Origin of the sequence: Levilactobacillus senmaizukei DSM 21775 = NBRC 103853, from assembly GCF_001592085.1 — a bacterium.
GTDB lineage: Bacteria > Bacillota > Bacilli > Lactobacillales > Lactobacillaceae > Levilactobacillus > Levilactobacillus senmaizukei.
In genome coordinates, this window is sequence record NZ_BCWD01000002.1 from 82682 (window position 1) to 96432 (window position 13751).

Sequence of the window (13751 nt, forward strand, 5' to 3'; positions counted from 1 at the left end):
AAAATAAAAAATGATCAGCCGCGAGATTCGTGGCTGACCACTTTCACTGTTCGCAACTTAGTTTCGCTTGATGACCAAACGAATATCACTGTCGCCTGCAGGGTTTAATTCTTCTTGATAGTCAAAGCCGGCGTCTTGGAAGTAAGCCTTGATTTCGTCATTGATCTCTTCCACTGGCCGAACGTCTTTGTCTTGGCGTGTCAATAAAAGCGTGTATTCCTTTGAATCCTCATCGACGTTTTCAAAGCTGTACAATACCGCTTCACTATTCAAAATCTCTTGAATCAACTGTCGTTCTGTCATCATGTTTACCTCGCTTAAATTTTATTCTACTACTCTACTATAGAGTTAATCCCCCGTTTTGTGAACTATTTCGTCAGGCAAGGGGTGACAAATTTACTGAGCCATGGTTATACTTAGTCCATTCAATGCTTGAAAGGAAGCGACGCCATGCGTCCACGAATTGCTTTACCCGCCGATACTCTCGGCGAGGCCACCAATATTATTAACGAACGAAATGCTGCCTTTGCCCCCCGGCCGGTGGTCGAAGCCATCGTTGCCGCCGGTGGCCTCCCCGTGATTTTGCCAACCGTTGACCCTGATTTAGTCGCCGACTACTTGCCCCTCTTCGATGGGGTCGCCTTTCTCGGCGGTGCCGATGTCGATCCCACCTTCTACCAAGAAGAACCCCACTTACAACTGGGCAAGACCGACCGTAAACGGGATCTCTTCGAGATGGCGCTCCTAAAGGCCGCCATCGACAGCAACAAGGCCGTGCTGGGCATCTGCCGGGGGCTTCAATTGATCAATGTCACCCTAGGGGGAACGCTGTATCAAGACCTCGGTGAAAACCCCAGCGCCAAGATTAAGCATAGCCAAGCGGCCTTCGGCAACCAGGTCACCCATCACGTAACGGTGACGGCTGGCAGTCACCTCGCCCAGATCACCGGTGAACGATTATTGGTTAATTCTCGCCATCATCAGGCCGCTAAGACAATCGCACTGGACCTAACTGTAACCGCCCGGGCCGATGATCAGGTGGTTGAAGCCGTGGAATCCACCGCGAGTGACCAGATCCTGGCCGTTCAGTGGCATCCCGAAAACCTCTTTAAACACGAGGAAACGGCGATGGGCATTTTCACCAACCTGATCAAGCGAGCCGCCGACCGCACCTGATTTTCAGAAAGACCTTTCATTGTGGGACCGGTTCCATTAAACTAGACACTAGACGAAATTAACGAGGTGAAATTACGTGGCAAAAATGCAGGACTTTGGACAGCGAATGCGCTTTTTAGCATTCTCAATTTTTCTGAACTCCGCCGCTAACGCCCTCACGATTTCAACCAACCTTGGGAGTGCCGTTTGGACCGGGTCTTCCGTGAATCTGTCTAACTGGATTAACGTGCCCTTGGGAACGACCCTCTTCGCTTACGGGATCGTCATTACCATCTTGAACCAAGTCTTACTTGGAACCTTTGACCGTCGGCGCTTCGTTTCCAACCTGCTTTACATCGTCCCATTTAGTTATCTGGTCGAGTGGATCGGGTACTTCTGGAACTGGATTGGTGTCGGTCGGCTCAACCTGACCGGCCGCGTCATCGTCGACATCATTGGCCTCTTCGGGGTGGCCTTTGCCGTGTCAATCTACCAACGCTGCAATATCATCATGCATCCTAACGATGACTTGGCCTACATTCTCCGGTTTAAGTTCCTGCATGGATCGGCCGTCATTGCCCAATGGGCCAGTTATGTGCCACCGCTCACCATTATTATCCTATCTTGGTACTTCACCGGTGAGCTCCACGCCATTGGCTTCGGGACCATCTGGGCGTTAGTCACCCAAGGGATTATCATGGCCTGGGCCGACGTCCACGTTTTCCCCCGATTAAAACATCACGTTGACGTTTAACTAAAATAACGACTGAGAATAATCACATCATCCTCAGCCGTTTTTGTTTACCATAATTTTTACGTCGTCCTTTGATCCATGAATAACCATCGAGCACGGTCGCCACCACAAGTTCAAAAATCGACATGATGTTGAGTAATTCGATGATTCCCGCTAGGAACTGACCGACTCGCTTCATCAAAATGCCCCCTCTGACCAAAAAGGACCGGTGCCGTTAGCAACCTGGTCCATAATGCGTTTAAGCCTCATCCAATTCGCCAGTCAAAACAAATTGGCGAATTCGGCGGAGGGTTCGTTTAGTCTCCGGTAATTTCTCCCAGAGAATATAGTCATGGAGCATCGACTTCATTTCAAACGCTTGAACTTCGGTTCCGACCGCACCATTCAGATGTTGTAAGAGCCGCTTATCATCGGCCGCCAGGAGTTCATTGGTGCCGTAATACAACTGGATGGGGCCCAACCCTTCAAAGTCACCATAGAGTGGGCTCACCAATGGGTCCGTGACCGGATGATTCCCAGCATATTGAAATCCAATCCGCTTCAGCACGGCCAACGACAGGAATGGATCGGCCTTGGCGCCGCTCTTCAAATCGGGATTCATCATACTGAGGTCCGTCCACGGTGAGATCAAAATGGTCCCAGCCGGTAGTGGTTCTTGATGTTCCTTCAGCTGTTGGAGGAGCGTCAGCGCCAGTCCTCCGCCGGCTGAATCACCCATTAGAAAGAACTGGTCATCCGGGTACTGCGCCCGCAAATAATCGTAGGCGTTCATGGCGAAGATGACCGTTTCGTTAACCGTCGCTTCCGGAACTAATGGATAGTCGATGTAGGAGACCCGCAGATTGGCCTGGTCGACTAGATTCACCATGAGATCCCGGTGACGCTTGGTTCCCTGTAAGGTGTAGGCACCTCCGTGAAATAACAGGACGTGCTGTGTTAACGGCGCGCCCGAATCCACGGTTAGGATGCGACCATCGAAGACTTCTCGTTCTTTGGTCACCATATTATCAGGGAATTTTGCGGGCACGACTGCCCGATTCTTTCTGCTCGGTTGAGAAAAAGCCTGTTGCATCTGCTGTTTCAGCTGGCTATGCCGGGTTTTAAAAAGTAACCATTTCCCTTGCAAACTCACGACGATCACCCTATCTTTTGCCTTCATCAACTCTCTGCACTCATACAGCCAGTATACAGCGTTTCCCCGAAAAAGGCTCCCCAAGAATCAATTACTAGGCAAAATTTCCGAAAACCGTTAGAATGAAAAGGATGATAAACTATCGGGGATTTACTAGTTAACCGTCTAATTAAGCGGCTGAACGACCCGAATAACGAAAGGATGACTGAGTTAATGGATAACGACCGAATATTAGACGTACAGGGTGGTGTCAACTTTAGAGAACTTGGTGGTTACGCAACCGTCGATGGTCACACTGTAAAGTGGCACAAACTGTTGCGGACGGCCGGACTCGCTAACCTCACGCCATCAGACCTGCAACGGTTAACCGACTACGGCGTCAAAACCGACGTCGACTTTCGCTCTCGCGATGAACAAAAACAGGCACCCGATAAGGTACCGGCAGGGGTCACCTACCAATTTACCCCCGTCTTCCCAGCGGATGACGAGACCGATGCTTCGGCCTCTCAAGTTCAATTGGAAGAACGTTTCTCGGCGGATAACCAAGCCGGCTACCGCCATATGCTCAACGTGTATGAACAAATGGTGACATTGCCCTCCGCCCAGCAGGCCTACCACAACTTTCTCGCGGAACTGCTCAAGAATGATGGCGACAGTCAATCCGTCCTGTTTCACTGTACCGCCGGTAAGGATCGGACCGGGTTGGCCGCCTTCTTCGTATTAAGCGCCCTGGGCGTTGACCCCCAGACCATTCGTCACGACTACCTGATGACCAACCAGACGTCGGCTAAGCATATCAATGAAACGACGACTGCCGCTGCTGCCCGCGGCGAAACCGCGGCGTTTGTCACCAACATTCGGGCCCTGTACACCGTCAACAATGATTATTTCGATACAGCGATGCGACTCATTAATACACAATATGGTGGCACGCTTGACTATTTACACGACGTTCTGGGACTTTCCCGGGGCGACCTACAAACATTAAAACAACTCTATTTGGATTAACTTCCATGCCAGACTAACCATCGAGGGTAGTCTGGTTTTTTACCTCATGGACGACGAAAGGACTTGATGTTTTTATGAAAAAATCGACACTGACTTGGGCCCTTCCCTTGGCAGGGCTGGCGGCCACTTCCCTCATTGCCAGCGAGCGATTGTTCAACTTCGCTTTTAAACGGGTCAATTACGTTCCCGAAACCTCTGCCGATAAACAAAAGTATGCCGACGCTTACTATGCCTATGTCGATTGGTACAAACAGGTTAAAAAGGAAAAATGGTTCCTACACGAACACGATCCCAATAACCGGATGGTCGCGGAATATATTCCAGCGGAAACGCCTAGCAAGCAGACCGTCATCATCTCCCATGGTTACAAGGGCAATGGCGAGACCATGGCCAACTTTGCTCAGATGTTTCATCGGCTAGGCTTCAACGTTCTTCTACCCGATGACCGCGGTCACGGCGAGAGTGCCGGCAAATACATTAGTTTTGGCTGGCTGGATCGGCTGGACTATCAAGAATGGATTCACCAGGTTATTGAACGGTCATCACAGAACGTCAAAATTCTGATGTTCGGGGTTAGCATGGGAGGCGCCACGATGGAAATGTTGTCTGGTGAAAGCCTGCCCCAACAGGTTAAGGCGATCATCGCGGACTGCGGCTACTCCAGTATCGAGGCCGAATTGACCTACCTGTTAAAACGCCAATTTCACCTGCCCAAGTATCCATTGGAGCCCCTGGTCAGCACCATTTCCAAGCGTCGACTGGGCTATTATCTGGGCGACGTGTCCGCTACCGAACAGTTGGCCAAAAATAAACGGCCCATCCTGTTTATCCATGGTGAGAAGGACGTCTACGTTCCCGTTGGCATGGCCTACGAGAACTATGCGGCAACCCATGCCCCAAAACAACTGTGGATTGTGAAAAACGCTTCGCATGCTGAAAGCTTCTGGGTCAATCCCAAACGCTATCAGGACCACGTTGAAGAGTTTTTGACGACCTACTTTAAGTAATTCCGGAAAGAATCTTCACAATTTAGAATTCCTTTATAAATTAATCAAAAAGTCGTCACGAAATGTCCCCGTTTCTATTCACAAACTACGGGTATAGTTATCATCATAGTAATCAGCTAATAACTATTACTAGTCAAAATCTACTTTCAATCCCTTTTTAAGATTCTCCTCCCCAGAGAATCGCAATCCCTGGATAGGACCCCTCAAGCCTATCCACCCCTCAAAATGAGTCACTCCCCCTAGTGGCTCACTCCTCATGAATCAAATTGCGGCAGCCCCTTACCAAGGCTGCCGCAATTTTTGTGTCCTGATTTTTCTTTCGTTCATTGCCAACCTACCGGTTGGCCAGGGAAGGGCCGGAACATGGTGGACACGACTTGAAGCCTTGCCCAACCCGCAAGTCTTCAAGCTCGGTCTTTGCCTAAGCCGAAAAAAGCTCGGCTAACGCAAACGACACCACTGAGCCCTTCCCTGGCCGTCCTCTCGGTTTTCACGATCTAAAAACGATGTCAAAGAATTTAGCAAAACCACAAAAATAGCGACCGTCACAACGGAGTTAACCCTTGTGACGGTCGCTATTGCTATTTATCCAAGGTAATTAATATAAGGGTACTCACCACTACAGGTTACTAATCCCTCTCAAAAGAGAACTCGATGGAACACGCTATCATAGCAGGACCCCGGAAGCAGATGGGGTGCCCCAAATCTGCTTCCGGGGTTCCAACGGCCAATCTCGCCAAGCTAACCGCTAGTCTTCCGTCAAGCCAAGCCGATTGAAGATATAGTCGACGCGGCGGAGATGATAATGGTAATCGAAGGCGTCGTCGATCTGCTCCGATGTCAACCGATCCGTAATTTCCGCGTTGGCCTCGACCAATGGTCGGAACTGGATTTGTTGGTCCCAAGCTTGGGCCGTCAATGGTTGAACCAAATCATAGGCCGCTTCACGGCTCAGGCCACTTTCAATTAGCTTCAATAAGAGTCGTTGACTGTAAATCAGCCCGTAAGTCCGGCCCATGTTAGCCTTCATCGTTTCTGGGAAAACGTCCAATTGACTTAAAATTCGATTGAACCGGTGCAGGGAATAATCCAACAGCGTCGTGGTTTCCGGCAGAATCATCCGTTCGGCAGAGGAATGGGAGATGTCGCGTTCGTGCCACAAACTGACATTTTCGTAGGCCGTCACCACTGTGCCCCGAATCACCCGGGCCAACCCGGTCACGTTCTCGGAACCAATTGGATTTCGTTTGTGGGGCATTGCCGAGGACCCTTTTTGTCCAGGATTAAAATGTTCTTCGACCTCATGAATTTCGGAACGCTGGAGGCTCCGAATCTCCGTGGCAAACTCTTCAATACTAGTGGCAATCAAGGCCATCGTCGCGACGTAATCCGCATGCAGATCCCGTGGCAGTACCTGACTAGCAATCGGTTGGGCACTAATCCCCAATTGGTCACAGACAAACTCTTCGACCTCAGGCGGCACGTTGGCAAAGGTCCCAACTGCTCCACTGATCTTACCGGTCTCCACGCCCTTAGCAGCCCGGTCAAATCGGTCTAAGTTCCGCTGCATTTCAGCATACCACCGGGCAATCTTTAGCCCAAAGGTCGTGGGTTCGGCTTGAACCCCATGGGTCCGGCCAATCATGACGGTCTCTTTATATTGAAGCGCCAGTTTCTTTAGGGTCGCAATCAGCGTCACAATATCCGCACGTAGGACCGCGTTAGCTTGCTTTAGCCGATAGCCTTGAGCCGTATCAACCACGTCTGTACTGGTCACACCGAAGTGAATCCATTTCCGTTCCGCACCCAATGATTCGGAAACGTTACGCGTAAACGCCACAATATCGTGATGCGTCACGGCCTCAATCTCCGCAATTCGGTCAACGTCAAAGGTGGCCTTGGCCCGAATCTTGGCGGCGTCTTCGGCGGGTACCTCCCCGAGCTTGGCCCAGGCCTCATCAATCGCCACTTCCACGGCTAACCAGGATGCGTATTGGTTTTTCAAAGACCAAATCTGACCCATCTCGGGGCGAGTATAACGTTCTAACATCAAATTCCTCCTCAATCATTTGGCAAAACACGAACATTAATTAACGCTTCTTTGTTTCCTTCGGTAATTATCATATCATAGAACATCCCATTTTTATACCCTTTAAACCGGTAAGTTCAGCTGCTAATTGATTTCTACCCGCAATTATAAGAACTTTAATAAACAATTTTGCGAAAATAGTTCGTATATTCCTTGCTTTTTAATTCCGAACTTGATACACTGAATCTTTCTGGGCGTTCGGCTTAGTAAAATAAAACGATGAGGTGTTGTTATGTCTTCAATAGTTGTAGTTGGTAGTCAATGGGGCGATGAAGGTAAAGGAAAGATCACGGATTTTCTAAGTGAACAGGCTGACGTCATTGCTCGCTACCAAGGAGGCGACAACGCCGGTCATACCATCGTCTTCAATGACCAAACTTTCAAATTACGGTTGATTCCTTCGGGAATTTTCTACGCCGACAAAATTAGTGTGATTGGTAACGGCGTCGTTTTAAACCCCCAATCATTAATTCAAGAACTCACCTATCTCCACGAAAATGGGGTGGCCACCGACAATCTTCGGATTTCTAACCGGGCCCACGTCATCTTGCCTTACCATATCCTATTGGACCAGGCGCAAGAGAAGATGAAGGAAAATAAGATTGGGACCACTAACAAGGGAATCGGTCCTGCCTATATGGATAAGGCCGAACGAATTGGAATTCGGGTAGCCGACCTGCTGGACCACGATGTGTTTGCCGACAAGTTGCGTCAAAACCTAATTGAGAAAAACAACGTGTTAACCAAGCTTTATGATGAAGAACCTTTGGACTTTGATGATATCTTTGAGACCTACTATGACTTGGGTCAACAGTTAAAGGGCTACGTTACCGACACTTCCGTCGTGATCAATGATGCCCTGGACGCTGGTAAGAACGTTCTCTTTGAAGGGGCCCAAGGCGTGATGCTCGACATCGACCACGGGACTTACCCATTTGTCACGTCTTCCAACCCAGTTGCCGGTGGGGTGACCATTGGTTCTGGTGTTGGCCCAACTAAGATTGAACACGTCGTTGGGGTCTGCAAAGCCTACACATCACGGGTCGGCGACGGTCCATTTCCAACGGAACTCTTCGACGAAATCGGTGACACCATCCGCGAAACTGGTCACGAATACGGGACCGTTACCAAGCGTCCCCGCCGGATCGGCTGGTTCGACAGTGTTGTCTTGCGGCATGCCAAGCGTGTTTCTGGTTTGACCAACCTATCATTGAACTGTTTAGACGTCTTGACTGGTCTGCAGACCGTTAAGATTTGCAAAGCCTACGAATTGAATGGCGAAACGATCTACCATTACCCAGCTAGCCTGGTTGACCTGGAAAACTGCCAACCAATCTATGAAGAATTCCCTGGCTGGACGGAAGATATCACCCATTGCCAATCCGTCGACGAACTACCCGTTAACGCACAAAACTACGTGAAGCGACTGGCCGAACTGGTTGGCGTCGACATTGCCACCCTGTCCGTCGGTCCCGACCGGCAACAAACCAACATTTTAGAAAACGTCTGGAACGCTTAACCTACAATCAAGGAGTGACGAACATTGCATCCAGCTGAAGTATTTGACTATGAAGATATCCAACTCATTCCCAACAAATGCATTATCGAAAGCCGGAGTGAAGCCGATACCAGCATCGAATTTGGCCCCCACCGGTTTAAAATTCCGGTGGTACCAGCCAATATGGAAACCGTCATTAACGAACCTCTGGCCGTTTGGCTAGCTAAAAATGACTATTTCTACGTGATGCACCGGTTCCAACCTGCCGATCGCCGCGGCTTTATCGAACGGATGCAAGCGCAGTCCTTGTTTGCCTCCATCAGTGTCGGCGTAAAGGAAGACGAACACGCCTTCATCGATGAATTAGCCGCGGCCAACCTGACTCCGGACTATATCACCATCGATATTGCCCACGGTCATAGTGATGCCGTGATCCAGATGATTCATCATATCAAAGAGAAATTACCAAATAGCTTCATTATCGCCGGTAACGTCGGTACTCCAGAAGCCGTCCGTGAATTAGAAAACGCGAGTGCCGATGCCACCAAGGTCGGCATTGGTCCCGGTAAGGCTTGCATCACCAAGCTAAAGACCGGTTTCGGTACCGGTGGTTGGCAACTCGCCGCCCTCCGGCTCTGTGCCAAGGCTGCTCGTAAGCCAATCATCGCCGACGGTGGGATTCGCTACAACGGTGACATCGCCAAGTCCGTTCGCTTCGGTGCCAGCATGGTCATGGTTGGTTCAATGTTAGCCGGCCACGAACAGTCACCTGGTAACCTGTTGACCATTGACGGCCGCACTTTCAAGCAATACTGGGGTTCCGCCTCGGAAAAGCAAAAGGGTGCCTACCGTAACGTAGAAGGCAAGCAGATGTTGGTCCCTTACCGGGGCGACATTTCCCAAACACTGAACGCCATGCAAGAAGATCTCCAATCCTCAATCTCTTACGCTGGTGGCCGAAACCTCTTGGACATTCGGACCGTCGATTACGTGATTGTGAAGAGCTCCATCATGAACGGTGATAACTACTAGAATCAACGACACCCACCAGATTGGCGGGTGTTTTTTTGCGTAAAAAAACGCTGACCAAATGGCCAGCGTTCTAATCTAATCAGCAATATGCGAGTAATAATGGGCAACCTTTTTACCTTTAATGAAGTCAAAACGATATCCACCTTGATAACCGCGAATAACCTTATAATGCTTCTTACCAATCTTTCGGGAAGCCAACTTCATGTCTCCTTCTGGGAATAGACTGCTAGCAGCATTTTTATTTTTTGAATTCAATGTAAAAAAGCCATTCGACTTCTTATAGGACAAACGATGAGCCTTATTCTTAGCTTTCGGAGTCAGTTTAAAGATCTTTTCCCCAGGATACTTTATCGAAGCCTTATGGGCCGAGATACTCAACTTCGTCCACTTATGATGGCCTTGATAGGCATAAAAATTCCCACGAATCGACTTTGGCATGGTCGTCGCACTAGCGGATGCTGGAACAACTGTGGCGCCCATAACGCCCAAAGAAATGGCAGAAACTGCCAACAATTTCATTAACTTCAAATGACTCTCCTCCTAATCTAAATGATCAAATCAACTAGTTTAAGTGAGTCCGGTAAATGTGCTTAACCTTCTTGCCCTTAATAAAGTCCCACTTGGTAGCGCTTTGGTAACCGCGAATCACCTTGTAGTGCTTCTTGCCAATCTTGCGCGAGGCTAATTGCATCCCTCCGGCTGGAAATGGACTGTCGGCCAATACTTTAATCTTGGAGTTTAAGAAGAACCGATGCATCGACTTATAGTTCTTGTAGGATAAGCGATGTGCCTTGCTCTTGGCCTTGGTGGTCAGTTTGAACGCCTTGTCCGAACCAATTTTAATGTAGGCCGAGTGCTTAGAAATTTTCAATTTATCCCATGAATTGTAACCTTGGTAGGCATAATATGTACCCCGTAACTTCTTGGGAACCGTCGTCGCGCTGGCAGATGCCGGAACCACCGAAGCCCCTACTACCCCTAATGACACAGTGGCGACAGCCAATAACTTAACAAGTTTCACATGAATCTCCTCCTTACCTGAATTATTCTAAGTATACTGCGATTTCGCCGAAATGAAACTAGTTATTTAATTATGAAATAGGTAAATCATTGTCCGCCAAAACTGACTACCTCGATCAGACACCAAAGGCCTGCCCCAGCAAGCGTCGAGACAGGCCTCTATCGACCATCACTAATCCAAAAGTCCCCAATTCAGCTTAGTCCCCTTGATATAATCCCATTCATATTTACCCGTATAATTCCGTAGGACATGGTATTTTTCACCATCAACGGTTACTTTGACGAGACGCAGCTTGTCACTAGGAAAGTAACTCCCCTTGGCAAGTTTGAAATATTTTCCAACTTTTTTATACCGAATACGTTTAGCCTGATGCTTCGCCTTAGACGTCAGGACGAAGGGCTTCGTCCCTTTCAGCTTCAACGTCACTTTATGCGCAGAGATCTTCATTTTGGCATCGAGATGACCATAACTGTAATAGGTCCCACGGATTGACTTGGGCACCGTCGTCGAACTGGCGTTAGCCGGAACAATGGCCCCACCGGCAACCCCTAAGGTAACTACCGCAACCGTTAACCACTTAATCCACTTCATCTGACTTTCCTCCCACCCTGAACTGTCTTCAGTATACCGCGAGTCCTTAGGAATTGGTCAAGGAATCGACCATCAATCAGCTTAATTATCCAGTATCGACCGGGATCTAAGTACAAAACGATTAAACGGCCAAAGTAGTGAGATACTAAATCACCCGCCAATCCAAAGATTGACGGGTGGTTTCTAATCCAGTTTAACTTGAGTCCGGCGGGTGCCTGGGCCCAGCGGTGTCGTTTGGCTTAGGCAAAGGCTGAGCTTAGAGACCGCTCTTTGGCTCTAAGTCATGCCCACCGCGTTCCGGCCCAAGGGCACCCGCAGTACGGCGCAGGTGCCACTGTCTAAGTCTTTGACCTCGGCCCTAAATCTTTCACCGCACAACCATCACCGAGATCGGGGCATACTTGGCCATGTAGGCAGCTTGACTACCGAAGTGACGCCGGACGCCCTTCTTGGCCAGTGAACCCACGATCAAGATATCTGGCTTCACATCCGGAATAACTTCCTTCACGATGGTTTCGCCGGGTTCGCCCTCCGCAATCATCATGCGAACATTTTCCACGCCGGCATCCTCCGCTTGTTTTTGATACTTCTTGACGTGATTCTCCAGGTCCGTGTATTCCCCATGGACAAAGTCCCGGTCCAACGCTTGATAGACATTCATATCGTCATTTTCCAAAACGGAAACAATCACCAATTCCGAATGGTCACGTTTAGCCTGATGAATCGCGTAGTCAAATGCTAAGAGCGCATCCGCCGAGTCATCAACCCCGACTAAAATCCGTTTAAAAGTTGTTGGCATCCCTATTCCTCCTGTTGTTCATTCTTCGCCGCTTGCGCTGCCGCATAGGCCTTATTCCCACGATGCAATTCCACCACGGTCCAGGTCAGCAACGCCAACACAATCGCAATTAAGCCATAGGCAATCCCGTCGGCCAGCGTCTTTTGACCGGCGGTGAGGGTATCCCCAAAGAATCCTTCGACTTGCCCCGGCATCCCTTCCATATTTAACGCAGTAAGGCTAATCACCGAGAACCAGCCCAGAATCTTCAGCCACCACGAATTCTTGAAGCGATCGCCCATTTCAACCTGACTATCGGTCATCATCAACAATGGCAACATTGAAAATGGCAGGGCAAAGGCTAGAAAGACTTGCGAGTTATTCATCAAATCATTCAAGGCCACGTGCTCGTCCACCACACTCTTCCCACTCGTCAGCATGACACAGATTAAGACGGGAATCACGGACAGGAGTCGGGTCACCAATCGACGTAGCCACAATGGCATCCGCATGTGAACGAAGCCTTCCATAATGACTTGTCCGGACAAGGTCCCGGTAATCGTCGAGTTTTGCCCGGAGGCCAGTAAGGCCACGGCAAACAACGTGGACAGAATCCCCGTCCGTGCCACGCTACTCAGAACACCATTACTCATGGTCGTCGTATCCGACAGCGCGTGGAATAACCCAAAGAACGATGGGTCCTTAACGGCGCCGGTCTTGAAGACAGCCACCCCCATGATTAACAAGAGCGCATTGACGAAGAAGGCAAAGGTCAATTGAATGTTGGAATCCAAACCGGCAAACTTCACCGTCCGCGCCACATCTTCTTCGTCATTATGGTCAACCGATCGCGTCTGCGAAATGGCGGAATGTAGGTAGAGGTTATGCGGCATGACGGTCGCGCCAATAATCCCCAGCGATCCATCCAGGGCCGTCATACCGCCGACCTTTTTTCCAGTTGAGAAAGTTGCCGCCGTGGGGATCAACCCCTTGACGACGCCACCCCAGTCCGGATTCGATAGGGCCACCTGGTAGACGAAAACAAATAGAATGACCATGATGAGACAAACGACCAAGGCCTCAATTTTACGAAAGCCGACCTTCGTCAGTAACAGGAGCAACAGAACGTCAAAGACCGTGATGAATACGGCAATGACCAGCGGAATATCGAACAACAGGTATAGGGCAATCGCCGCCCCAATCACTTCGGCAATATCCGTGGCCATGATGGCAAATTCCGTCAAGATCCACAACACAACTCCCAGTGCCTTACTTGTTCGCGCCCGAATGGCTTGAGCCAAGTCCATCTGACTCACGATGCCAAGTTTAGCCGCCATGTACTGTAGTAGCATCGCGATCAAACTTGACATTAAGATAACAGACATCAACAGGTACTGGAAGTTTTGGCCCCCCGTTATCGAAGTTGACCAATTCCCCGGATCCATATACCCCACCGCAATCAACGCACCCGGTCCCGAGTAGGCAAACAAGGTTTTCCAAAATCCAAGATCCTTGGGAACCTTCACCGTCCCGTTAATTTCGGCCAAAGAACGACCATTGGCATACTGAATCAGCTTGTGCTTCTTTTCCTTCCCTTTTTCCATCGAGCACACTCCCCCTTCTGACCATACTTCCGGCCATGCCGTTAGTCTACGCTCATCGTTGAACGACCTGGGAACATTTGCC

At 49.5% G+C, this 13751-nt stretch carries 15 protein-coding genes; 6 read left to right on the top strand and 9 right to left on the bottom strand.

The window, feature by feature from the left end:
• Nucleotides 1-57: 57 nt before the first annotated feature.
• A complete protein-coding gene (locus LSE01S_RS01170; protein ID WP_061775798.1) occupies nt 58-303 on the bottom strand; it encodes a hypothetical protein in 246 nt (81 codons plus the stop codon).
• A gap of 147 nt (nt 304-450) precedes the next feature.
• Here LSE01S_RS01170 and LSE01S_RS01175 point away from each other — a divergent pair, with 147 nt between their 5' ends.
• Both LSE01S_RS01175 and LSE01S_RS01180 read left to right on the top strand, forming a co-directional pair.
• Nucleotides 451-1176 carry a gamma-glutamyl-gamma-aminobutyrate hydrolase family protein gene (locus LSE01S_RS01175; RefSeq protein ID WP_061775799.1) on the top strand — a complete coding sequence of 242 codons (726 nt, stop codon included), beginning with the start codon at nt 451-453 and terminating at the stop codon, nt 1174-1176.
• A gap of 85 nt (nt 1177-1261) precedes the next feature.
• Entirely contained in the window at nt 1262-1909 is a 648-nt protein-coding gene (locus LSE01S_RS01180; RefSeq protein ID WP_420843286.1) for a DUF6198 family protein, read from the top strand.
• A gap of 22 nt (nt 1910-1931) precedes the next feature.
• Here the strand turns inward: LSE01S_RS01180 and LSE01S_RS10900 are convergent, their stop codons facing one another.
• Both LSE01S_RS10900 and LSE01S_RS01185 read right to left on the bottom strand, forming a co-directional pair.
• A complete protein-coding gene (locus LSE01S_RS10900; RefSeq protein ID WP_156470441.1) occupies nt 1932-2087 on the bottom strand; it encodes a hypothetical protein in 156 nt (51 codons plus the stop codon).
• Between the two features lie 60 nt (nt 2088-2147).
• Nucleotides 2148-3068 (bottom strand): alpha/beta hydrolase fold domain-containing protein, encoded by a 921-nt coding sequence (locus LSE01S_RS01185; protein ID WP_235808283.1) that lies wholly within the window; start codon nt 3066-3068, stop codon nt 2148-2150.
• 186 nt (nt 3069-3254) lie between these two features.
• Between LSE01S_RS01185 and LSE01S_RS01190 the strand changes: the two genes are divergently transcribed.
• Both LSE01S_RS01190 and LSE01S_RS01195 read left to right on the top strand, forming a co-directional pair.
• Nucleotides 3255-4049 carry a tyrosine-protein phosphatase gene (locus tag LSE01S_RS01190; RefSeq protein ID WP_061775801.1) on the top strand — a complete coding sequence of 265 codons (795 nt, stop codon included), beginning with the start codon at nt 3255-3257 and terminating at the stop codon, nt 4047-4049.
• Between the two features lie 74 nt (nt 4050-4123).
• A complete protein-coding gene (locus LSE01S_RS01195) occupies nt 4124-5056 on the top strand; it encodes an alpha/beta hydrolase (protein WP_061775802.1) in 933 nt (310 codons plus the stop codon).
• 748 nt (nt 5057-5804) lie between these two features.
• Here the strand turns inward: LSE01S_RS01195 and purB are convergent.
• Nucleotides 5805-7106 (bottom strand): adenylosuccinate lyase, encoded by a 1302-nt coding sequence (gene purB / locus LSE01S_RS01200; protein ID WP_061775803.1) that lies wholly within the window; start codon nt 7104-7106, stop codon nt 5805-5807.
• A 271-nt stretch (nt 7107-7377) separates the two neighbouring features.
• Here purB and LSE01S_RS01205 point away from each other — a divergent pair, with 271 nt between their 5' ends.
• Nucleotides 7378-8664 carry an adenylosuccinate synthase gene (locus LSE01S_RS01205; protein WP_061775804.1) on the top strand — a complete coding sequence of 429 codons (1287 nt, stop codon included), beginning with the start codon at nt 7378-7380 and terminating at the stop codon, nt 8662-8664.
• A 24-nt stretch (nt 8665-8688) separates the two neighbouring features.
• Entirely contained in the window at nt 8689-9675 is a 987-nt protein-coding gene (locus LSE01S_RS01210; RefSeq protein ID WP_061775805.1) for a GMP reductase, read from the top strand.
• Nucleotides 9676-9750: 75 nt separating this feature from the next.
• Here the strand turns inward: LSE01S_RS01210 and LSE01S_RS01215 are convergent, their stop codons facing one another.
• From LSE01S_RS01215 to LSE01S_RS01235, 5 genes are all read right to left on the bottom strand, one after another.
• A complete protein-coding gene (locus LSE01S_RS01215; protein WP_061775806.1) occupies nt 9751-10203 on the bottom strand; it encodes a hypothetical protein in 453 nt (150 codons plus the stop codon).
• 34 nt (nt 10204-10237) lie between these two features.
• Entirely contained in the window at nt 10238-10696 is a 459-nt protein-coding gene (locus tag LSE01S_RS01220) for a hypothetical protein (protein WP_061775807.1), read from the bottom strand.
• A 171-nt stretch (nt 10697-10867) separates the two neighbouring features.
• Nucleotides 10868-11287, bottom strand: a complete 420-nt coding sequence (locus LSE01S_RS01225; protein ID WP_061775808.1) for a hypothetical protein — start codon at nt 11285-11287, stop codon at nt 10868-10870.
• Nucleotides 11288-11654: 367 nt separating this feature from the next.
• Complete coding sequence (locus LSE01S_RS01230) at nt 11655-12086, bottom strand: universal stress protein (protein ID WP_061775809.1); 432 nt, start codon at nt 12084-12086, stop codon at nt 11655-11657.
• 2 nt (nt 12087-12088) lie between these two features.
• Entirely contained in the window at nt 12089-13669 is a 1581-nt protein-coding gene (locus tag LSE01S_RS01235; RefSeq protein WP_061775810.1) for an Nramp family divalent metal transporter, read from the bottom strand.
• Nucleotides 13670-13751 lie beyond the last annotated feature (82 nt).